Source organism: Nocardioides sp. (genome assembly GCF_035429765.1).
In the GTDB taxonomy this organism is placed as follows: domain Bacteria; phylum Actinomycetota; class Actinomycetes; order Propionibacteriales; family Nocardioidaceae; genus Nocardioides.
The window spans coordinates 14,024-35,119 of the sequence record NZ_DAOMFK010000006.1 but is presented as its reverse complement, the minus strand read 5'-3'; the positions used below and the strand labels follow the sequence as shown (position 1 = coordinate 35,119).

General features: G+C 72.5%; 23 protein-coding genes. 19 read left to right on the top strand and 4 right to left on the bottom strand.

Annotation, left to right across the window (positions count from 1 at the left end):
* The first annotated feature begins 74 nt into the window (after positions 1-74).
* From PLP61_RS01455 to PLP61_RS01400, 12 genes are read left to right on the top strand one after another with little or no spacing between them, the layout of a single operon-like run.
* Positions 75-749 (top strand): helix-turn-helix transcriptional regulator, encoded by a 675-nt coding sequence (locus tag PLP61_RS01455; protein WP_324499649.1) that lies wholly within the window; start codon positions 75-77, stop codon positions 747-749.
* Positions 749-2,167 carry a Fe-S cluster assembly protein SufB gene (gene sufB, locus PLP61_RS01450; RefSeq protein WP_324499647.1) on the top strand — a complete coding sequence of 473 codons (1,419 nt, stop codon included), beginning with the start codon at positions 749-751 and terminating at the stop codon, positions 2,165-2,167. The genes PLP61_RS01455 and sufB overlap by 1 nt, the downstream gene beginning before the upstream one ends.
* The gene (gene sufD, locus PLP61_RS01445; protein WP_324499645.1) at positions 2,164-3,345 is read left to right on the top strand and encodes a Fe-S cluster assembly protein SufD; all 1,182 of its coding nucleotides are present in this window, start codon (positions 2,164-2,166) and stop codon (positions 3,343-3,345) included. The genes sufB and sufD overlap by 4 nt, the downstream gene beginning before the upstream one ends.
* Positions 3,345-3,680: a non-heme iron oxygenase ferredoxin subunit gene (locus PLP61_RS01440; protein ID WP_324499643.1), complete on the top strand. Its 336-nt coding sequence runs from the start codon at positions 3,345-3,347 to the stop codon at positions 3,678-3,680. The genes sufD and PLP61_RS01440 overlap by 1 nt, the downstream gene beginning before the upstream one ends.
* 13 nt (positions 3,681-3,693) lie before the next feature.
* A complete protein-coding gene (gene sufC / locus PLP61_RS01435) occupies positions 3,694-4,452 on the top strand; it encodes a Fe-S cluster assembly ATPase SufC (RefSeq protein ID WP_324499641.1) in 759 nt (252 codons plus the stop codon).
* A gap of 2 nt (positions 4,453-4,454) precedes the next feature.
* Entirely contained in the window at positions 4,455-5,711 is a 1,257-nt protein-coding gene (locus tag PLP61_RS01430; protein WP_324499673.1) for a cysteine desulfurase, read from the top strand.
* A gap of 5 nt (positions 5,712-5,716) precedes the next feature.
* Positions 5,717-6,181, top strand: a complete 465-nt coding sequence (sufU, locus tag PLP61_RS01425; protein WP_324499639.1) for a Fe-S cluster assembly sulfur transfer protein SufU — start codon at positions 5,717-5,719, stop codon at positions 6,179-6,181.
* Positions 6,178-6,531: a metal-sulfur cluster assembly factor gene (locus tag PLP61_RS01420; RefSeq protein WP_324499637.1), complete on the top strand. Its 354-nt coding sequence runs from the start codon at positions 6,178-6,180 to the stop codon at positions 6,529-6,531. The genes sufU and PLP61_RS01420 overlap by 4 nt, the downstream gene beginning before the upstream one ends.
* Positions 6,532-6,541: 10 nt before the next feature.
* Positions 6,542-7,195, top strand: coding sequence for an acVLRF1 family peptidyl-tRNA hydrolase (locus PLP61_RS01415; protein WP_324499635.1), 654 nt, complete (start codon positions 6,542-6,544; stop codon positions 7,193-7,195).
* A 9-nt stretch (positions 7,196-7,204) separates the two neighbouring features.
* Positions 7,205-8,131, top strand: coding sequence for an ABC transporter ATP-binding protein (locus tag PLP61_RS01410; RefSeq protein ID WP_324499633.1), 927 nt, complete (start codon positions 7,205-7,207; stop codon positions 8,129-8,131).
* Positions 8,128-9,714, top strand: coding sequence for an ABC transporter permease (locus tag PLP61_RS01405; protein ID WP_324499631.1), 1,587 nt, complete (start codon positions 8,128-8,130; stop codon positions 9,712-9,714). The genes PLP61_RS01410 and PLP61_RS01405 overlap by 4 nt, the downstream gene beginning before the upstream one ends.
* Positions 9,715-9,725: 11 nt before the next feature.
* Entirely contained in the window at positions 9,726-10,643 is a 918-nt protein-coding gene (locus PLP61_RS01400) for a phosphotransferase (protein ID WP_324499629.1), read from the top strand.
* Positions 10,644-10,655: 12 nt separating this feature from the next.
* Here the strand turns inward: PLP61_RS01400 and ypfJ are convergent, their stop codons facing one another.
* Positions 10,656-11,588: a KPN_02809 family neutral zinc metallopeptidase gene (ypfJ, locus tag PLP61_RS01395; protein WP_324499627.1), complete on the bottom strand. Its 933-nt coding sequence runs from the start codon at positions 11,586-11,588 to the stop codon at positions 10,656-10,658.
* 84 nt (positions 11,589-11,672) lie between these two features.
* Between ypfJ and PLP61_RS01390 the strand changes: the two genes are divergently transcribed.
* Together PLP61_RS01390 and PLP61_RS01385 are read left to right on the top strand one after the other, a co-directional pair.
* Positions 11,673-13,271, top strand: coding sequence for an ABC-F family ATP-binding cassette domain-containing protein (locus tag PLP61_RS01390; protein ID WP_324499625.1), 1,599 nt, complete (start codon positions 11,673-11,675; stop codon positions 13,269-13,271).
* A gap of 76 nt (positions 13,272-13,347) precedes the next feature.
* Entirely contained in the window at positions 13,348-15,219 is a 1,872-nt protein-coding gene (locus tag PLP61_RS01385; protein WP_324499671.1) for an ABC transporter ATP-binding protein, read from the top strand.
* An 11-nt stretch (positions 15,220-15,230) separates the two neighbouring features.
* Here the strand turns inward: PLP61_RS01385 and PLP61_RS01380 are convergent, their stop codons facing one another.
* Positions 15,231-15,965, bottom strand: a complete 735-nt coding sequence (locus PLP61_RS01380) for an SURF1 family cytochrome oxidase biogenesis protein (protein ID WP_324499623.1) — start codon at positions 15,963-15,965, stop codon at positions 15,231-15,233.
* An 87-nt stretch (positions 15,966-16,052) separates the two neighbouring features.
* Here PLP61_RS01380 and moaA point away from each other — a divergent pair, with 87 nt between their 5' ends.
* On the top strand, positions 16,053-17,051 hold the full coding sequence (gene moaA, locus PLP61_RS01375) for a GTP 3',8-cyclase MoaA (protein ID WP_324499621.1): 999 nt from the start codon (positions 16,053-16,055) through the stop codon (positions 17,049-17,051).
* A gap of 119 nt (positions 17,052-17,170) precedes the next feature.
* On the opposite strand, the gene PLP61_RS01370 is transcribed toward moaA, so the two are convergent.
* Positions 17,171-17,473, bottom strand: a complete 303-nt coding sequence (locus tag PLP61_RS01370; protein ID WP_324499619.1) for a DUF3099 domain-containing protein — start codon at positions 17,471-17,473, stop codon at positions 17,171-17,173.
* Positions 17,474-17,535: 62 nt separating this feature from the next.
* Between PLP61_RS01370 and PLP61_RS01365 the strand changes: the two genes are divergently transcribed.
* The 4 genes from PLP61_RS01365 to PLP61_RS01350 are packed head-to-tail and all read left to right on the top strand — an operon-like array spanning position 17,536 to position 19,855.
* On the top strand, positions 17,536-17,748 hold the full coding sequence (locus PLP61_RS01365) for a dodecin (RefSeq protein WP_324499617.1): 213 nt from the start codon (positions 17,536-17,538) through the stop codon (positions 17,746-17,748).
* A gap of 43 nt (positions 17,749-17,791) precedes the next feature.
* Positions 17,792-18,520, top strand: a complete 729-nt coding sequence (fabG, locus tag PLP61_RS01360) for a 3-oxoacyl-ACP reductase FabG (protein ID WP_324499615.1) — start codon at positions 17,792-17,794, stop codon at positions 18,518-18,520.
* Positions 18,521-18,563: 43 nt separating this feature from the next.
* Entirely contained in the window at positions 18,564-19,334 is a 771-nt protein-coding gene (gene fabI / locus PLP61_RS01355) for an enoyl-ACP reductase FabI (RefSeq protein ID WP_324499613.1), read from the top strand.
* Positions 19,335-19,336: 2 nt separating this feature from the next.
* Positions 19,337-19,855, top strand: coding sequence for a SixA phosphatase family protein (locus PLP61_RS01350; protein ID WP_324499611.1), 519 nt, complete (start codon positions 19,337-19,339; stop codon positions 19,853-19,855).
* A 9-nt stretch (positions 19,856-19,864) separates the two neighbouring features.
* Here the strand turns inward: PLP61_RS01350 and serB are convergent, their stop codons facing one another.
* Positions 19,865-21,076: a phosphoserine phosphatase SerB gene (gene serB, locus PLP61_RS01345; protein WP_324499609.1), complete on the bottom strand. Its 1,212-nt coding sequence runs from the start codon at positions 21,074-21,076 to the stop codon at positions 19,865-19,867.
* Positions 21,077-21,096 lie beyond the last annotated feature (20 nt).

Sequence of the window (21,096 nt, the reverse complement as noted above, 5' to 3'; positions counted from 1 at the left end):
GAAGTCCCCGGCAGGCGGGTGACTAAGGCGACCCTTACTTGAACCGGGTGGGCCAATAACGTCACACTGGTGTTGTGCAATTCGTCGCGACCTCCCCGCAGCCCCTCGCTGGGGACGCGCCGACGCGCGAGCGGGTGGCCAGGTCCATCCTCGAGAACGGCCCCTCGACCGCGGCCGAGCTGGCGCGTCGGCTGGACCTGACCCCGGCCGCCGTGCGCCGCCACCTCGACCAGATGGTCGAGCAGGGGGTCCTGGAGCCGGCCGAGCCCCGGGTGCGGGCCAGCAGGGGACGGGGGCGCCCGGCCCGCGCCTTCCGGCTCACCGAGGCCGGCCGCGACCACTTCGCCCAGCAGTACGACGACCTGGCCGCCCAGGCACTGCGCTTCCTCGCCGAGACGGCGGGGCCGGAGGCGGTCGCGGAGTTCGCGCGACGCCGGGTGGCCTTCATCGAGCGCGACTACCAGCGCGTGGCTCGGGCGAACCCCGCCCTCAGCCCCGCGGAGGCCCTGGCCCGGGTCTTCACCGAGGAGGGGTACGCCGCGAGCGTGCGCGACCTGCCGGTGATCGGCGACCAGCTCTGCCAGCAGCACTGCCCGGTCTCGCACGTCGCCCACGAGTTCCCCGAGCTGTGCGAGGCGGAGACCGAGGCGATCAGCCGGGTTCTCGGCACCCACGTCGCCCGGCTGGCCACCATCGCCCACGGCGACGGCGTGTGCACCACGTGTATCCCCACTCCGAAGGAGTCCTGATGACCAGCATCGACGAGCTCAACCCCGGGCTCGAAGGGATCGGCCGCTACGAGTTCGGCTGGCACGACCGCGACGTGGCGGGGGCGAGCGCCCAGCGTGGTCTCAACGAGGACGTGGTCCGCGACATCTCGGGCAAGAAGGGCGAGCCCGAGTGGATGCTCGACCTGCGGCTCAAGGGGCTCAAGCTCTTCCAGCGCAAGCCGATGCCGACCTGGGGCGCCGAGCTCGGCGGCATCGACTTCGACAACATCAAGTACTTCGTCCGCTCCACCGAGAAGCAGGCGCAGTCCTGGGAGGACCTGCCCGAGGACATCAAGAACACCTACGACCGGCTCGGCATCCCCGAGGCCGAGAAGCAGCGGCTGGTCGCCGGGGTGGCGGCGCAGTACGAGAGCGAGGTCGTCTACCACCAGATCCGGGAGGACCTGGAGGAGCAGGGCGTCATCTTCCTCGACACCGACACCGCGCTGAAGGAGCACGAGGAGCTCTTCAAGCAGTACTTCACCACGGTGATCCCGGTGGGCGACAACAAGTTCGCCTCGCTCAACACCTCGGTCTGGTCGGGCGGCTCGTTCATCTACGTCCCGCCGGGGGTCCACGTGGACATCCCGCTGCAGGCCTACTTCCGCATCAACACCGAGAACATGGGCCAGTTCGAGCGCACCCTGATCATCGTCGACGAGGGCGCCTACGTGCACTACGTCGAGGGCTGCACGGCGCCGATCTACTCCTCCGACTCCCTGCACTCCGCGGTCGTCGAGATCATCGTGAAGAAGGGCGGCCGCTGCCGCTACACCACGATCCAGAACTGGTCGAACAACGTCTACAACCTGGTGACCAAGCGCGCGGTCTGCGAGGCCGGCGCCACCATGGAGTGGGTCGACGGGAACATCGGCTCGAAGGTGACCATGAAGTACCCCGCGGTCTACCTGATGGGCGAGCACGCGCGGGGGGAGACGCTGTCGATCGCGTTCGCCGGGGAGGGGCAGCACCAGGACGCCGGGGCGAAGATGGTGCACGCCGCGCCGCACACCTCGAGCTCGATCCTGTCCAAGTCGGTGGCGCGCGGCGGCGGCCGGACGTCGTACCGCGGCCTGGTGCAGGTCAACGAGGGTGCGCACGGCTCGAGGTCCAACGTGCTGTGCGACGCGCTGCTGGTCGACCAGATCAGCCGCTCCGACACCTACCCCTACGTCGACATCCGTGAGGACGACGTCTCGATGGGCCACGAGGCCAGCGTGTCGAAGGTCAGTGAGGACCAGCTGTTCTACCTGATGTCGCGCGGCCTGGAGCAGGACGAGGCGATGGCCATGATCGTCCGTGGCTTCGTCGAGCCCATCGCCAAGGAGCTTCCGATGGAGTACGCCCTGGAGCTCAACCGCCTGATCGAGCTGCAGATGGAGGGTGCTGTCGGATGACGACGGTGACAGAGGCCCCGAACGTCGCCGGGGCCGTGGAGACCAGCCCTGTCTCGAGCCACCTGCACCCGGTCGGCTCGGTCGACGTGGCCGACCACGCCGTGCCCACCGGCCGGGAGGAGGTGTGGCGGTTCACGCCGCTGCGGCGGCTGCGCGGGCTGCACACCGACGCCCCCCTGGACGGGGACGTCCGGGTGGCCGTCGACCTCGCCCCCGGCGTGACCACCGAGGTGGTGCCGGCGACGCACCAGGCGCGGGGGTCGTCCGGGCTGGTGCCCACCGACCGGGTCAGCGCCCGGGCCTGGGCCGCCACCGACCGGGTGCGGCTGCTGGACGTCCCGGCGGACACGGCGGTGCAGGGCGTGACCACGGTGACGGTGACCGGGGAGGGCGTGGACCGGGCCGCAGCCGGCCACCTGGTGGTCCGGGCCGGCGCCTTCTCCCGCGCGACCGTGGTGCTGCGCTTCGAGGGCTCGGCGACGTTCGCGGAGAACGTCGAGCTCGTCGTGGGCGACGGCGCCCAGCTCACCGTCGTCAGCCTGCAGGACTGGGCCGACGACTCCGTCCACCACTCCACCCAGCACGCCCGGGTCGGGCGGGACGCGACGTTCAAGCACGTCGCGGTCTCCTTCGGCGGGGACCTCGTCCGGCACGACACGACGGCGGAGTACGCCGGACCGGGCGGTGCCGTGGAGATGCTGGGCCTCTACTTCGCCGACGAGGGGCAGCACATCGAGCACCGGCTCTTCGTCGATCACACCGCCCCGCGGACCCGCAGCCACGTGGTCTACAAGGGGGCGCTGCAGGGCGAGGGCGCGCACGCGGTGTGGATCGGCAACGTGCTGATCCGCAAGGTCGCGGAGGGCATCGACACCTACGAGGAGAACCGCAACCTGGTGCTCACCGACGGCTGCCAGGCCGACTCCGTGCCGAACCTGGAGATCGAGACGGGCGAGATCGAGGGTGCCGGGCACGCCTCGGCCACCGGCCGGTTCGACGACGAGCAGCTGTTCTACCTCCGCTCCCGCGGGATCGACGAGGTGGAGGCCCGGCGCCTGGTCGTGCACGGCTTCTTCCACGACCTGATCCGCCGCATCGACGTGCCCGAGCTCGAGACGCAGCTGGTCACCACGGTCGAGGCCGAGCTGGCCCGCTCGGTCGGGTCGGGGGTGCTCTGATGGGCTTCGAGCGCGCCTGCGTCCTGGCCGACGTACCCCAGGACGCACCGCTGGCGGTGACCCTCGCCGGCGTCGACCTGGCCGTGGCCCGGCAGGGGGAGGAGGTCTTCGCCCTGCAGGACCAGTGCTCCCACGCGGCGGTCCCGCTCAGCGAGGGCGAGGTGGTCGACTGCACCGTCGAGTGCTGGCTGCACGGCTCGACCTTCGACCTGCGCACCGGCAAGCCCACCGTCCTGCCGGCCACCGAGCCGGTGGCCACCTTCCCGGTCGAGGTGCGCGGCGACGACGTGTACATCGACCCGACCCGGACGCTCAACGGCGTCACCCCGAGCTAGGAGAGTCAGCTTCATGAGCACGCTGGAGATCAAGGACCTGCACGTCGCGGTCGACACCGAGGACGGCCCGAAGGAGATCCTCACCGGGGTCACGCTGACGATCCGCGACGGTGAGACGCACGCGATCATGGGGCCCAACGGCTCGGGCAAGTCGACCCTGGCCTACTCGATCGCCGGTCACCCCAAGTACACCGTGACCGGGGGGACCGTCACCCTGGACGGGGCCGACGTGCTCGGCATGACCGTGGACGAGCGGGCCCGCGCCGGGCTCTTCCTGGCCATGCAGTACCCGGTCGAGGTGCCCGGGGTCTCGGTGGCGAACTTCCTGCGCACCGCCAAGACCGCGGTGGACGGCGAGGCGCCCAAGCTGCGCACCTGGGTCAAGGACGTCAACGCCGCCCTGAGCCGCACCGGCCTCGACCCGGCCTTCTCCCAGCGCAACGTCAACGAGGGCTTCTCCGGCGGCGAGAAGAAGCGCCACGAGATCGCCCAGCTGGAGCTGCTGGACCCGAAGGTCGCCGTGCTCGACGAGACCGACTCCGGCCTGGACATCGACGCGCTCAAGGTGGTGGCCGAGGGGGTGAACCGGTTCAAGGCGGCCGGCGACAAGGGCGTGCTGCTGATCACCCACTACACGCGCATCCTGCGCTACATCACGCCCGACTACGTGCACGTGTTCGTGGCGGGACGGATCGCCGAGGAGGGCGGTCCCGAGCTGGCCGAGCAGCTCGAGGCCGAGGGCTACGACAAGTACGTCAAGGCGACGCTGTGACCCTGCCCGGCCTGCTCCCCGACCTGGACGTGGTCCGCAAGGACTTCCCGATCCTCTCGCGCACCCTCGCGGGCGGTCGCCCCCTGGTCTACCTGGACAGTGCGAACACCTCCCAGAAGCCGCAGGTGGTGATCGACGCCATGGTCGACCACCTCGAGCGGCACAACGCGAACATCGCCCGAGCGATGCACCAGCTGGGTGCGGAGGCCACCGAGGCCTTCGAGTCGGCCCGCGACGCCGTCGCCGCCTTCGTCGGCGCCCCCTCGCGCGAGGAGGTCGTGTTCACCAAGAACGCCACCGAGGCGCTCAACCTGGTCTCCCACACCCTGGCCTGGGCCGAGGGACCGCGCGCGGTCGGGCCCGGCGACGAGATCGTCATCACCGAGATGGAGCACCACTCCAACATCGTCCCGTGGCAGCTCCTCGCCGAGCGCAAGGGAGCCACGCTGCGCTGGTTCGGCCTGACCGACGACGGGCTGCTGGACCTCTCGGGGATCGACGACCTGATCACCGAGCGGACCAAGGTGGTCTCCCTGACCTGGGTGTCGAACATGCTCGGCACGATCAACCCGGTGGCCGAGATCGCGCGCCGGGCCCACGAGGTCGGCGCACTCGTCGTGGTCGACGCCTCCCAGGCCGCGCCGCAGCTCCCGGTCGACGTCGTCGCCTCCGGCGCCGACGTCCTGGTCTTCACCGGCCACAAGGTGGTCGGGCCCACCGGGATCGGGGTCCTGTGGGGACGCCGGGAGGTGCTCGACCAGCTGCCCGTGTTCCTCGGCGGCGGCGAGATGATCGCCACGGTGACCATGGCGAAGTCCACCTACGCCCCCGTGCCGCACAAGTTCGAGGCGGGCACGCCGCCGATCGTCGAGGCCGTCGGGCTGGGTGCCGCGGTGGCCTACCTGTCCCACCTGGGCATGGAGAACGTGCGGCGTCACGAGCAGGCCCTCACCGCCTACGCGCTGGAGGGGCTCGCCACCGTCCCGGGCCTGACGGTGCTGGGGCCGCGCGAGGCCGACCAGCGGGGCGGCGCCATCGCCTTCGAGATGGAGGGCGTGCACCCCCACGACGTCGCCACGGTGCTCGACACCCGCGGGATCGCCGTGCGCGCGGGCCACCACTGCGCCAAGCCGGCCCACGCCCGCTTCGGGGTCCAGGCCTCGACGCGGATGTCGTCCTACCTGTACACGACCCCGGCCGAGATCGACGCGCTGGTCGAGGGGCTGGAATACACCCGCGACTACTTCAGGTTGGGCTGAGCACGATGTCGACCGAGCTGGACTCCCTCTACCAAGAGATCATCCTCGACCACTACAAGCACCCCCACCACAAGGGACTGCGCGCGCCGTACGACGCCGAGGTGCACCACGTCAACCCCACCTGCGGTGACGAGGTGACCCTTCGCGTGCACCTGTCCGGCGGCCGGGTCGAGGACGTGTCCTACGACGCGCTCGGCTGCTCGATCTCCCAGGCCGCCGCCTCCGTGCTCACCGACCTGGTCATCGGCAGGTCGGTCGAGGAGGCGATGGTCACCCACCAGGCCTTCCTCACCCTGATGCAGGGCAAGGGGCAGGTCGAGCCCGACGAGGAGGTGCTCGAGGACGCCGTCGCGTTCTCCGGCGTGGCCAGGTTCCCCGCCCGGGTCAAGTGCGCACTGCTGCCGTGGATGGCCTGGAAGGACGCCACCGTCGCCGCCCTGGCCGCCCCAGTCGAGGAGGAGAACTCGTGACCAGCACCGAGGACCTGCCCGAGGTCCACCCCTCAGGCTCGACCGTGACCGTCGAGGACGTCACCGAGGCGATGAAGGACGTCGTCGACCCCGAGCTCGGCATCAACGTCGTCGACCTCGGCCTGCTCTACGGGGTCCACGTGGACGAGTCCAGCAACGTGGTGCTGGACATGACGCTCACCTCGGCGGCCTGCCCGCTCACCGACGTGATCACCGACCAGACCCGCTCCGCGCTGGAGGGCATGGTCGCGGACGTCGCCATCAACTGGGTGTGGATGCCGCCCTGGGGGCCCGACAAGATCACCGAGGACGGCCGCGAGATGCTGCGGGCGCTGGGGTTCAACGTCTGAGGGTCTCGGGATGACGACCGGCGACGTGGTCGCCACGCTGGTGCCCGTCTCCCGCCTGGAGCGGTGGGTGGAGAACTTCGCTCTCCGGCACGGCCCGCCGACCCTGGCGGTCGTCGACGGCCGGCTGCGCGGCGAGGCGCCCGACGGGTCGACGTTCGTCGCGGCCCTGCCGTTCGGTGCGGGGTACGACGGTCCGCCGGAGGTGGCCGGCCTGGTCGGCGCGGCGACGCCGCCGGTCCGGTGGGGCGTGCTGCTGGTCCGCAAGGGTGGATTCGCCGTCGCGCTGCTCGACCGCGGCAGGGTCGTCCGGCAGAAGGTCGGACGGCGGCACGTGCAGGGTCGCACCAAGGCCGGTGGGCAGAGCCAGCAGCGGTTCGCGCGCCGCCGCGACAACCAGGCGCGGCACGCCTTCGAGGCGGCGGCCGAGCACGCGTCCCAGGTGCTCGGGACCACCGCGGGCCTGCCGCTGGTGGTCGGCGGGGACCGCACGGCGGTGGACCGGGTCCTGGCGGACGCCCGCCTGCGGGGAGCGGTCCCGGTGGAGCCGTGGCTCCCCGTGCCCGACCCCCGCAGCCGCGAGCTGGCGGGCGCCGTCGCCGACGCGCAGGCGGTGCGAGTCGTGGTGCGCAACGCGCCGCAGCAGCGGCCGGCCCCGCCCCACTAGGGTGGAGGTGTGGACGCTGCTCCGGTGATCCAGGTCCAGGGCCTGGTCAAGGACTTCGGCCGGGTCCGGGCGCTCGACGGGCTCGACCTGACGGTGGCGCCCGGGGAGATCCACGGCTTCCTCGGTCCGAACGGCGCCGGCAAGTCCACCACGATCCGCGCCCTGCTCGGGCTGCTGCGCACCGATGGCGGGTCCGCCTCGGTGTTCGGCCTGGACCCGTGGCGCGACGGGGTGGAGATCCATCGCCGGCTGGCCTACGTGCCCGGCGACGTCTCCTTGTGGCCCAACCTCTCCGGCGGCGAGGTGATCGACCTGCTGCTGCGGATGCGCGGCATCCGGCCCGCGTCCACCCGCAGGGCCGAGCTGCTGGAGCGGTTCGAGCTCGATCCTGCCAAGAGGTCTCGGACCTACTCCAAGGGCAACCGGCAGAAGGTGGCGCTCGTCGCTGCCCTCGCCGACGACGCTCCGCTGCTCATCCTCGACGAGCCGACCGCCGGGCTGGACCCCCTGATGGAGCACGTGTTCCGCGAGTGCCTCCGGGAGCGGCGGGAGGGCGGTACCACGATCCTGCTGTCCAGCCACATCCTCTCAGAGGTGGAGGCGGTCTGCGACCGGGTCACGATCATCCGCGAGGGCCGTGCCGTGGAGCGGGGGACCCTCGCCGAGCTGCGGCACCTGCGGCGTACCAAGGTGCGGGCGGAGGTCGCTCGGGAGCCCGACGGCTGGCCGGAGATCCCCGGCCTGCACGACCTCAGCGTGCACGACCACGTCGTCAGCTGCACCGTGGAGGCGGAGGGGATGGCCCCGCTGCTCGCCGAGCTCAACCGGCTGGGCGTGGTCAGCCTGACCAGCGCCCCGCCGTCGCTGGAGGAGCTCTTCATGGAGGCCTACCGCTCTCCCGGGAGGGCTGAGGGCCGGACGGCGCCGCGGCCATGACGAGCCTGACCGGCACCCCGTCTCTGCTGGGCCTGGCCCTGCGCCGGGACCGGGTGCTCCTCCCGGTGTGGATCGGGTCAATCGCCCTGCTGTCGGCCTTCACCGTGCGCGCCACCATCGACCTGTACGACACCCAGCTGGCCCTCCGGATGGCGGCGCGCGGTGTCAACGAGTCGCCGGCCCTGGTGGCGATGTACGGGCCGATCCCCGACGAGACCAGCCTGGGTGCCATCGCCGTGTTCAAGCTGATCCTGATGGGTGGGCTGTTCACCGGCTTCCTGACCGCGCTGCTGGTCCGTCGGCACACGCGGGTCGACGAGGAGTCGGGCCGGGCCGAGCTGCTGGGCGGCACGGTGGTCGGCAGCCGCGCCCTCCTGGTCGCGGCCCTGGCCGAGGCCGTCCTGGCCGCCCTGCTGGTGGGGCTCGGGGTCGCCGTCGCCAACGACCTGGCGGGACTGGACACCGCCGGGTCGCTGGTCTTCGGGGCAGGCTGGGTGGGGCTGGGCCTGGTGAGTGCGGCGATCGCGGCCGTCGCCGCGCAGCTGACCAGCAGCGCTCGCAGCGGGGCGGGGATCGTCGCCGCCGCCCTGGGGGCTGCGTTCCTGCTGAGGAGCCTGGGAGACGTCACCGTCGGGTGGCTGTCGTGGCTGTCCCCCTTCGGCTGGGTCAGCAAGGCGGAGCCCTACGCCGGCGACCGCTGGTGGGTCCTCACCGTCCCGCTCCTCGTGGCGGCCGCGGGCTTCGGCCTCGCAATCGTGCTCAGGGACCACCGCGACCTGGGCGGCGGGGTGTTCCCGGCGCGGGCGGGCCGCCCCGACGGCTCCCGGTGGATGGCCGGCATCTCCGGGCTGTGGTGGCGGCTGGGCCGGCTCCCGCTGGCGATCTGGAGCACCGGCATGGTGCTGTTCGGCGCGCTGCTGGGCGGGGTCGCCCCTCAGGTCGGTGACATGCTGATGTCCGACCGGGCCCGCGAGATGTTCGAGCGGCTCGGGGGAGTGGGGACGCTCCAGGACATGTTCCTCAGCGCCGAGACGTCGATCATGGCGATCGTGGTCACCGCGTACGCCTACACCGTGGTGACCCGGGCGGCCGCCGAGGAGGACGAGGGCCGGGCCGAGCTGGTGCTGCCCACCGGCACCACCCGCGACGCGGTCTTCGTCGCCACCTGGGCCCAGGCCTGGCTCGCCTCGGCGGGCGTCATGCTCGTGTTCGGGCTCAGTGCGAGCGTCTCGTTCGGGATCCAGGAGGGTGACCTCGGCGGCACGCTGGGACGGGTGCTGCCCGCCGCACTGGTCCAGCTCCCTGCCCTGTGGCTGATGACGGCCCTGGCCCTGGGGGTCTGGGCATGGCGCGCCCGGCTCGTCCACCTGGTGTGGGTCATCCTCGTGGCAGGGCTGGTCCTGGGCGAGCTGGGTGAGCTGCTGGGCCTGCCGCAGTGGATGGTCGACCTGGCGCCGTACAGCCACGTGCCGAGGCTGCCCGTCGAGACCATGTCCTGGCCTCCGGTCCTCGCGCTGCTGGCGGTGGCGGTCGTGGTCGCCGGTCTCGCCTGGTTGCGCTACCGGAGCCGCGACATCGGCTAGCGTCTGCGGCCATGTGGCACCCCGAGCCCGGGTGGCAGCGACTCCCCGGGGGCACCGGCCCTTCGACGTACGGCGTGTGGCTGGCGGTCGAGTCCGGCCGGGAGCTGGTGGTCAAGCGGCTCCAGGCGCCGCACGCCCGTGACCCGGCCGAGCTGAGCGACCCGCACCACCCCGCCTACTGGCGGCGCCCCGTCGACGTCGCGCTGTCGGGGGCGACCGTGGGGACGCCCGGACTGCGCGACCCGGCGCCGGTGCGGGTGGAGGAGGACGAGGACGGCGCCACCCTGGTCCAGGAACGGGTCGCCGAGGCTGCGAACCCGGGGCTGTTCGTGGCCCGCTGCCTGGGACGGTTCGCCGCGGCCGACCTCGGCGAGCCCCCGTGGCTGGCCCGCCGTCAGCTCCGCGCACGGCTGCGCCGGGTCGAGCACGGCGGAGGGTGGCCGACACTGGCCCGGACCACGGTGGCCGACGTGGCGGACCACCTGTGGAGCCACCGGGAGGGCTTCCTGCGCGCGGTCGAGGGGCTGCCGCAGGTCACCCAGCACGGCGACCCCGTGCCCGCGAACCTTCCCGGGCGGTCCGGGGACGACGTGCTGGCCATCGACTGGTCCGCCCTCGGCACCGGGCCCGTCGGCGCCGACCTCGGCTACTACGCCCTCTCCGCCCGCGAGGACTTCGCGCCCCTCCTGGAGGCCTACGTCGCGGCGCTGCCGTCGGGGCTGGCCGGTAGGGACGAGGCGGAGCTCGGGGCCCGGGTCACCGCCGTGTTCACCGTGCTCACCCGGGCCGAGTGGGCCCTGGCCCGCGTCGCCCACGGCGAGGGCGCCCTGGCCGGGAAGTACCGGCACCCCAGCGTCGCGCCGTACCTGCGGGCCCTGCAGCGCCAGATCCCGCAGATCGAGGCCCTGCTGTCGACCGACCTGCCGTGACGGGCCGGCTGCTCAGGGGGTGTCGACCGCCCAGGTGTCGCACGCCTTGAGGCTCCCGGACTCGTACCCGGTCCGGAACCAGCGCACCCGAGACTCCGCCGAGCCGTGCGTCCACGTCTCCTCCGTCACCTGACCCTGCGTCTTCTGCTGGATCCGGTCGTCGCCGACGGCCGCCGCGGCCGCGATGGCCTGGCGGATGTCCTGCTCGGTGAGCTCGGAGATCAGCACGTTGCCGTCTGCGTCCTGGGTGGTCGTCGCGGACCTGGTCCACAGGCCGGCGTAGCAGTCCGCCTGCAGCTCCAGGCGCACGGCGTCGCTGCGCGGCCCCTGCTGGGTGCGCACCCGCCCCATCGTGCCGAGCAGGTTCTGGATGTGGTGGCCGTACTCGTGGCCGATCACGTAGGGCTCCACGAAGTCGCCGCCCGGCCCCCCGAGCTGCCCCTCGAGCACCTGGGCGAAGAACGAGGTGTCGAGGTAGATGACCTGGTCGGCGGGGCAGTAGAACGGGCCGACCTGCGAGGTGGCGGCGCCGCACGCCGTACTCACCGAGCCCGTGAACGTCTGCATCGTGGCAGGCCGGAAGTCGCCGCCCAGCGCTCCGGACCAGTAGTCGTACAGCGAGTTCTCCACCGCCACCCGTGCGCAGTCCGGGTCGCTCTGCGCATCGGCTCCGGTCTGGCAGTTCTCGTAGCGGTTGGTGTCCGACTCCGCCATCCGGCTGGTGTCGAAGGCACCGCCGCTCCCGGTGCCGCCGCCACCGCCGAGGTCGATCCCACCGCACATCGCGAGCACGAGGAACAGCAGCAGCATGATCACCGCCCCGGCGCCCCCGCCGGCCATCTTGCCGCCGGGGATCGGGAGTCCCATCGAGCCACCCCCGCCACCGCCACGGCCTGAGTCACGCACCCGCCCGGTGTCGAGCCTGGCCTTCGGGTTGAAACGCATGGGGTCTGGTCCTCTCCCGCCGTCGGAGCCTGCCGCGGTGGTGCTGCAGGCTCCGGTGTCCCGGCTCGTAGACTACTGAGCCTGATGATCACCGCCCAACAGCTCGAAGTCCGCGCCGGGGCTCGTCTGCTGATGGACCGGGTCACCTTCCGGGTCGCCGCGGGCGACAAGATCGGGCTGGTGGGACGCAACGGGGCGGGGAAGACCACGCTCACCCGCATCCTGGCCGGGGAGGCGCTCCCGGCCGCCGGGACGGTGCACGCGACCGGGGACGTCGGGTACCTCCCGCAGGACCCCCGCTCCGGAGACCCCGAGCAGCTGGCCCGCGACCGGATCCTGTCCGCCCGGGGCCTGGACGAGGTGGTCCGGAAGCTCCGGCGGGCCGAGCACGACATGGCCAGCGACGACCCGGCGGTCCGGGAGCGGGGGATGCGACGGTACAGCCGCGCCGACAGCGAGCTGCATGCGGGGGGCGGGTACGCCGCCGAGTCCGAGGCCGCCCGGATCGCCGCCTCGCTGGGCATCGCCGAGCGGCTGCTCGGTCAGCCGCTCAAGACGCTGTCGGGAGGTCAGCGGCGGCGTGTCGAGCTCGCCCGGATCCTCTTCTCGGGGGCCGAGACGCTGCTGCTCGACGAACCCACCAACCACCTGGACGCCGACTCCGTGGTGTGGCTGCGCGACTTCCTCCAGGCCTTCCCCGGCGGGCTGGTGGTGATCAGCCACGACACCGCGCTCCTGGAGGACACCGTCAACCGGGTCCTGCACCTGGACGCCAACCGGGCCGAGATCGACGTCTACAACATGGGGTGGCGGGCCTACCTTGCGCAGCGCGAGAACGACGAGCGGCGCCGCAAGCGCGAGCGTGCGAGCGCCGAGCGCAAGGCCACCACCCTGATGGACCAGGCCAACCGGATGCGAGCCAAGGCCACCAAGGCGCAGGCGGCCCAGTCGATGATGAAGCGCGCCGAGCGGCTGCTGGCGGGAGTGGAGGCCGAGCACCGGGCGGACCGGGTCGCCCGGATCGCGTTCCCCGAGCCCGCGCCGTGCGGGCGGACCCCGCTCACCGCGGCGGAGCTGTCGAAGTCCTACGGCTCGCTGGAGGTCTTCACCGACGTGGACCTGGCCATCGACCGGGGCTCTCGTGTGGTCGTCCTGGGCCTCAACGGCGCCGGGAAGACCACGCTGCTGCGGATCCTGGCCGGGCTGGACGAGCCCGACACCGGACGGGTGGTCCCTGGGCACGGCCTCAAGCTGGGCTACTACGCCCAGGAGCACGAGACGCTCGACATCTCGCGGACGGTGCTGGAGAACCTGCACTCCAACGCCCCCCAGCTCAGCGACACCGAGGCACGTTCCGTGCTGGGCTCCTTCCTCTTCTCCGGGGACGACGCCACCAAGCCGGCGGGGGTGCTCTCGGGCGGTGAGAAGACCAGGCTCGCCCTGGCCATCCTGGTGGTCTCCAGCGCGAACGTCCTGCTGCTGGACGAGCCGACCAACAACCTCGACCCCGCGTCGAGGCAGGAGGTGCTGGCCGCGATCCGCAGCTACCGCGGCGCCATCGTGCTGGTCACCCACGACGAGGGTGCCGTGCACGCGCTGGAGCCGGACCGGGTGCTGATCCTCCCCGACGGGGTGGAGGACCTGTGGTCGGCCGACTACGCGGACCTGGTCGCGCTGGCCTGAGACGTGCCCCACTCGGAACAATCCCGAGCGCGCCGGGGTTGGCGTGAGCAGGGCGGAGAAGGAGTCGAGAGTGTCGATGCACGGCACGGGGCCGGTCTGGCGCAACCTGCGGGCAGACCGGTCGGCGGTGAAGTCCAGCCTGGACCGAGGCACGGTCCGACGCGTGCTCGGCTTCGCCCGGCCCCACCGCCGGCTGATCGCGGCGTTCCTCTCGCTGACCGTCGTCGACGCCGGGCTGGTCGTGGTCACCCCGCTGCTGGTCCAGCGCATCATCGACGACGGGGTGCTCAAGCAGGACTCGACCCTGGTGACGGTGCTGGCCCTCGCCATGGCGGCCACCGCGGTGCTGGGCGCCCTCCTCACCGTGGCGACCGGGTTCTTGTCCTCGCGGATCGGTGAGGGGCTGATCTACGACCTGCGGACCCAGGTCTTCGCCCACGTCCAGCGCCAGTCGCTGGCGTTCTTCACGCGCACCCAGACCGGTGCGCTGGTCTCGCGTCTCAACAACGACGTGATCGGGGCCCAGCGCGCCTTCACCTCCACGCTCTCCAGCACCGTCTCCAACGTCATCTCGGTGGTCGTCGTCGGAGTGGCGATGCTGGCCCTGAGCTGGGAGGTGACCCTGCTCTGCCTGGCCCTCTTCCCCCTGACCCTGGTGACCTCACGCTGGGTCAGCACCCGGCTCGCCGGGCTCACCCGCGAGCAGATGGACGGCAACGCCGACATGGGCAACGTGATGACCGAGCGCTTCAACGTGGGTGGGGCGATGCTGCTGAAGCTCTTCGGGCGCCGGGGGGAGGAGGATGCGCTGTTCGCGGCCAAGGCCGGTCGGGTCCGTGACCTGGGCGTGCGGATCTCGCTGATCACCCGCATCTTCGTGGCGACCATGATGGTGGTGCCTGCGCTGGCCACCGCCCTGGTCTACGGCGTCGGAGGGCACCTGGCGATCGCGGGCACGCTCAGCGTCGGCACGCTGCTGGCGCTGGCGACGCTGCTGATGCGGCTGCTGGGGCCGCTGCAGGGACTCTCCAACGTGCGCATCGACGTGATGACGGCCCTGGTCAGCTTCGAGCGCGTCTTCGAGGTGCTGGACCTCCCCTCGATGATCACCGAGGCACCCGACGCGACCCCCGTGTCCCCGGGGGCCGCGCGCCTGGAGTTCGACGCGGTCTCCTTCGCCTACCCCCGCGCCGAGGACGTCTCGCTGGCCTCCCTCGAGTCGGTGGCCCGGCAGGAGTCCCGCGAGGGGGGACCGGTGCTGACCGACGTCAGCTTCGTCGCCGAGCCCGGCCGGATGGTCGCCCTGGTCGGACCCTCGGGCGCCGGGAAGACCACCGTCACCCACCTCGTCGCCCGGCTGTACGACGTGGACTCCGGCGCCGTCCGGGTCGGGGACCAGGACGTGCGCGAGGTGACCCTGGACTCCCTGGAGGACGCGGTCGGCTACGTCACCCAAGACGCCCACATGTTCCACGACACCATCCGGGCCAACCTGCTCTACGCCCGGCCCGGCGCCAGCGACGCCCAGGTGTGGGAGGCGCTGGAGGCCGCCCAGATCGCCGACCTCGTCCGCCGCCTCCCAGAGGGGCTCGACACCGTGGTCGGGGACCGTGGCTACCGGCTCTCTGGCGGGGAGCGGCAGCGCCTGGCGATCGCCCGGCTGCTGCTCAAGGCGCCGGCGATCGTCGTCCTGGACGAGGCGACGGCGCACCTGGACAGCGAGTCCGAGGCCGCCGTGCAGCGCGCCCTGGACGCCGCGCTCACCGGACGGACCTCGCTGGTGATCGCGCACCGGCTCTCCACCGTGCGCCACGCCGACCTCATCGTGGTGCTCGAGCAGGGCCGCGTCGTCCAGACCGGCACCCACGCCAGCCTGCTCGAGGCCGGCGGGACCTACGCCGACCTGTACCGCACCCAGTTCCGCACCGAGCTCGCCACGACCACCTGAGCCGCAGCGCCTCAGCGGCGGGCCTTGCGCCACTCGTCGAAGGCCAGGTAGCAGAAGCCGAAGACGGCCAGCGCCCCGAAGAACCACCACTGGAGCCCGTAGAAGAAGTGCGGGCCGTTGCCCAGGTCGGGCAGCTCCACCTGCGTCAGCTGCACCTCCGCCTCGGGGTCCTCCGACTTGAGGTTCACGAAGCCGCCCAGCACCGGCCGGTCGAGAGCCTCCCCGATCGCGACGCTCGAGACCGCGCGGGTGGAGCCGTCGGTGACCGCCGTGGAGTCCCCGGTGGCGTCGGCCCGCACCCACCCGAGCACGTGCACCTGCCCGGTGGGCGGGGCGGGCACGTCGTCGGGCGAGGCGCCGCCGACGTTGTCGCTCATCGTCCAGCCGCGGTCGACGAGGAGGGAGGTGCCGTCGGGCAGCACCAGCGGCACCACCACCTCGACGCCCGAGGTGCCCTTGTAGGTCCGGTACCGCACGATGACGGTGTCCTCCGGCGCGTAGGTGCCGGTCGCCTCGACCAGCCGCCACTCGTCCTGGTCGGACACCTCTCGGTCGACCGCCAGCACCTGCTCCACGGGCAGGGGGGAGGCGTCCTCGTTGCGCAGCGTGATCGCGTTGCTCTCCTTGCGCTCCGCGAGCCGGTGGAACTGCCACTGCCCGAGCCACCAGGCCAGATAGGTCAGCAGGACCACCACCACGGCGAACAGGATCCAGCGGCGGCTCGCCAGGAACCTCAGGGAACGCACGCGGTCGAGGGTAGACGAGCACCCCAGCCCCACCCGGTCCGGGTGCGACCGAGGGAAATCGACCTCCGGGGGCCTAGACTCGACCGGGTGACGACGCGCGCGCTGGGGGACCGCTACGGCCGGGTGGCGACCGATCTGCGGGTCTCCCTGACCGACCGGTGCAACCTGCGCTGCTCCTACTGCATGCCCCCCGAGGGTCTGGAGTGGCTGCCGGACGAGACGGTGCTCACCGACGACGAGGTGGTGCGCCTGGTCGGGATCGGTGTCCGGCTCCTGGGCATCCGTGAGGTGCGCTTCACCGGTGGAGAGCCGCTGGTGCGCCGGGGACTCCCCGGCATCATCCGAGGCGTCCGCGAGGCCGGACCCGACCTTCAGCTCTCACTGACCACCAACGCCCTGGGTCTCTCCCGGGTCGCAGGCACGCTCGCGCAGGCCGGGCTGGACCGGGTCAACGTGAGCCTCGACAGCCTGCGGCCCGAGACCTTCGCGCAGATCGCCCGCCGGCAGCGGCTCGAGGACGTGCTGGAGGGGCTGGCCGCGGCCCGCGCCGCCGACCTGGGCCCCATCAAGGTGAACGCCGTCCTGCTGCGCGGAGTCAACGACGACCAGGGGCCCGAGCTCCTCCGCTGGGCGATCGCCGAGGGCTACCAGCTGCGCTTCATCGAGCAGATGCCGCTGGACGCGCAGCACCGCTGGCGGCGTACCGAGATGATCGTGGCCGCGGAGATCCTCGCCGCCCTCGAGCGGGAGTTCACCCTCACCCCGGCCCGGGAGCCGCGCGGCAGCGCGCCGGCCGAGCTCTTCCTGGTCGACGGCGGGCCCGCCACGGTGGGCGTGATCGCCTCGGTGACCCGGCCGTTCTGCGGCGACTGCGACCGGGTCCGCCTCACCGCGGACGGACAGGTCCGCAACTGTCTCTTCGCACGGGAGGAGTCCGACCTGCGCACGGCGCTGCGCGCGGGCGCCAGCGACGAGCAGATCGCCGACCGCTGGGTGGTGGCGATGCGGGGCAAGCGGGCCGGTCACGGCATCGACGACCCGACATTCCTCCAGCCGGACCGGCCGATGTCGGCGATCGGGGGCTGAGGAGGAAGGTGCCGGACAACCACGGGGGGAGTCGTCCGGCACCTCGTGCGCACCCAGACGGGGGAGACTGGGCCGCAGTCTTCCATTGTTGCACGCGCGGCACGGCGGCCCAAGGGCGCTCAGCGCGGGTTCTCGAGGTGGCGCACGTCCGTCGCGGCCCCGGGCAGCTCGGTGCCCTCGGGGTGTCCGCCGAGGGCGTTGGCGGCGACCACCGCGACGTACGGCAGCAGGACCGCCCCGGCGATCAGCACCCAGCGCACCCAGCCCGGACCGACGACGACCGCCCCGATGAAGCACGCCGTGCGCACCCCCATGGAGTAGAGGTAGCGGCGCTGACGCGCGGCGGTGTCCTCGCGACGGCTGGGCGCCGCCGTGGTGATCCGGATCGCGTCGTCGTCGCGGCGCTTCTGCCGGTCGGCCATGGCGTCCATCGTACGTCGCTACGATCGGGACAGACCCGTCCCTGCACCCCTGGAGGCCACCCATGAGCAACCGGACCTACCGCGTGACCGAGATCGTCGGCACGTCCCCCGAGGGCGTCGACCAGGCGATCCGCAACGGCATCGAGCGGGCGGGGGAGACCCTGCGCCACCTCGACTGGTTCGAGGTGACCCAGATCCGGGGCGCGATCGTCGACGGGGCCGTCCAGCACTTCCAGGTGGGCATGAAGATCGGGTTCCGGCTCGAGGACGAGTGAGCCGCTTTCGTCTACCGCGCGGTAATCGCTAGCGTCGGGCACCGTGAGCACCTCATCCCCCGATCCGTCCGCCCGCTCGGTGCTGGTCACCGGCGGCAACCGTGGCATCGGCCGGGCCGTGGCCGAGGCGTTCCTCGAGCTCGGCGACCGGGTCGCGGTCACCCCCCGGCACGGCGGTGCGCCGGCGGGCGCCCTGGACGTGCGCTGCGACGTGACCGACCCCGCCGCGGTGGACGCGGCGGTCGCCGAGGTCGAGGCCGCGCACGGCCCGGTCGAGGTGCTGGTCGCGAACGCCGGCATCACCCGCGACACCCTGCTGCTGCGGATGAGCGAGGAGGACTGGGCGGCGGTGCTGGACACCAACCTCACCGGCGCCTTCCGCGTGGTCCGCAGGGGCGCCCGGGGCATGCTTCGGCTCCGGCGCGGGCGGATCGTGCTGATCTCCTCGGTGGTGGGCCTGCTGGGGTCCGCCGGGCAGGTCAACTACGCCGCCTCCAAGGCCGGGCTGGTGGGGATGGCGCGGTCCCTGGCCCGTGAGCTCGGCTCGCGGTCGATCACCGCCAACGTCGTGGCGCCCGGCTTCGTGGAGACCGACATGACCGAGGCGCTCACCGAGGAGCAGCGCGCGGCCATCCGGAGCCAGGTGCCGCTGGGCCGGTACGCCACGCCCACGGAGATCGCCTCCGCCGTCACCTGGCTCGCCTCTGACGGGGCGGCGTACGTGACCGGTGCGGTGATCCCGGTCGACGGCGGTCTGGGCATGGGGCACTGAGTCGTTCGTGCACGCGACGGCGCCATCGAGGAAGGGACGACGCATGGGGATTCTGGAGGGCAAGCGGATCCTGGTGGCGGGGGTCACCATGGACTCCTCCATCGGCTTCGCGGTCGCGCGGGTGGCCCAGGAGCAGGGGGCCACGGTGCTGATCTCGAACTTCGGCCGGGCACTGGGGATCACCCGGCGCATCGCCCGGCGGCTGCCGGTCGAGCCCCCGGTGCTGGAGCTGGACGTCACCGACCCCGAGCACCTCGACCGGCTGGCCGGGCTGGTCACCGAGCACGTCGACGGTCTCGACGGCGTGGTGCACTCCATCGCCTACGGCAACCCCGAGACGCTGCTGGGCGGCCGCTTCCTGGACGGCCCGTGGGAGGACGTCGCCCAGGCGGTCCAGGTGTCGGCGTACTCCTTGAAGTCGCTCGCGGTGGCCTGCCGGCCCCTGATGGGACCCGGCGGCTCGGTCGTGGGCCTGACCTTCGACGCCACGACCGCCTGGCCGGCGTACGACTGGATGGGGGTCGCCAAGGCCGGCCTGGAGTCGTGCGCCCGCTACCTGGCCCGCGACCTGGGCCCGGACGGGATCCGGGTCAACCTGGTCTCGGCCGGACCGCTCAAGACCCTGGCCGCCAAGGCGATCCCCGGCTTCGAGGAGCTCGAGTCGATGTGGTCCACCCGGGCTCCCCTGGGCTGGGACGAGAAGGACCAGACGCCGACGGCCAAGGCGGTCTGCGCCCTGCTCTCGGACCTCTTCCCCGCGACCACCGGTGAGATCGTGCACGTCGACGGCGGCTTCCACGCGATGGGGGCCTGACCGTGGCCGAGCTCCCCGCCCGCCGGCTCGTCACCATGCGGCACGCCCGCGCCGAGCAGGCCGGTGCCACCGACCTGGAGCGGCAGCTCACCCGGAGCGGCGAGCAGGACGCCGCCGAGGCCGGCGCCTGGCTGCGTGAGGCGGGGGTGGTCCCCGACGCGGCCCTGGTCTCCGCGGCGAGCAGGGCCGTCGGCACCTGGACGGTGATGGCCCGCGCCGCCGGCTGGACCGTGGACCCGCTCGTGGACCGGGGCCTGTACGCCGCCGGTCCGGAGGCCGCCTTGGACCTGATCCGGGAGACCACCGACGAGGTGGCCACGCTGGTGGTGGTGGGGCACAACCCCACGATCGCGACGCTCGCCCAGCTCCTCGACGACGGTGACGGCGACCCGGAGGCGGGCACCCAGATGGTCCTCGACTTCCCCGCCGGCGCCCTGGCGATGTTCGAGTACGACGGGACCTGGGGTGAGCTGGACTGGTCGACCGCCCGGGTGACCGGCTACCACGTCGGCCGCGGCTGAGGTACTGGGTCAGACCGGGGGAGCGGGCGTCACGTACCCCTCGGCGGCGTCCGCGGCCTCGACCTCCTCGCGGCTGATGCCCAGGAGGTACATGATCGTGTCGAGGTAGGGCACGTTGACTGCGGTGTCCGCCGCGTCCCGCACCACCGGCTTGGCGTTGTAGGCGATGCCCAGCCCCGCGGCACTGAGCATGTCGAGGTCGTTGGCGCCGTCGCCGATGGCGACCACCGACTCCTCCTCGACGCCGACCTCGGCCGCGAAGTCACGCAGGGCCGCCGCCTTTCCCGCCCGGTCGACGACGGGCCCGACGATCCGGCCGGTCAGCCGCCCGTCGACCACCTCCAGCTCGTTGGCCCGGCTGTAGTGGACCTTCAGGTCGGCAGCCAGCCGGTCGGTGATCTGGCTGAACCCGCCCGAGACCAGGGCGAAACGGTAGCCGAGCCGCCGCAGCGTGCGGACCAGCGTGCGGGCGCCCGGGGCGAGCACGATCCGGTCGTAGACCCGGTCCAGCGCGGACTCCTCGAGACCGGCGAGCAGGGCGACCCGGGCCCGCAACGACTCCTCGAAGTCGAGCTCGCCCCGCATGGCCGCCTCCGTGACGCGGCCCACCTCCGCCTCGCAGCCCGCCTCGGCGGCGAGCATCTCGATCACCTCGCCCTGGACCAGGGTCGAGTCGACGTCCATGACGATGAGACGGGCGCCACGGCGCAGCAGGCTCGCCGGCTGCACCGCGATGTCGACGCCCTGGCGCGCGGCCTCGGTGGCGAGCACCGCCCGCAGCTGCTCGGGGTCGGCGCCCGAGACGTGCAGGTCGATGGCGGTGACCGGGTAGCGGGCCATCCGCTCGATCCGGTCGATGTTGGCGCCGCAGTCGGCGATCCGGCCGGCGATCGCGGCGAACGCGCCGGCCCGCAGCGGCATCCCGATGATGGTCACGTGCGAGCGGCCCCCAGCGCGGGGCAGGTTGTCTCCGACCCCGCGGGTCACCTCGACGTGCATGCCGAGGGCGGCGGCGGTGTCCTGGACGTCCTGGCGCAGCCGCCGCCAGTCCCTCGGGGCGGTGACCAGCACCCCGAGCACCAGCTGCTGGCGCAGCACGATCTGCTCGATGTCGACCACCTCGACCCCCGCCTGGGCGAGCGTGCCGAAGATCCGGGAGGTCACCCCGGGGCGGTCGTGGCCGGTCAGGGTGATGAGCAGGGTGCGGGGGAGGTCGGTCATCGGCGTCGAGGCTATCGGCA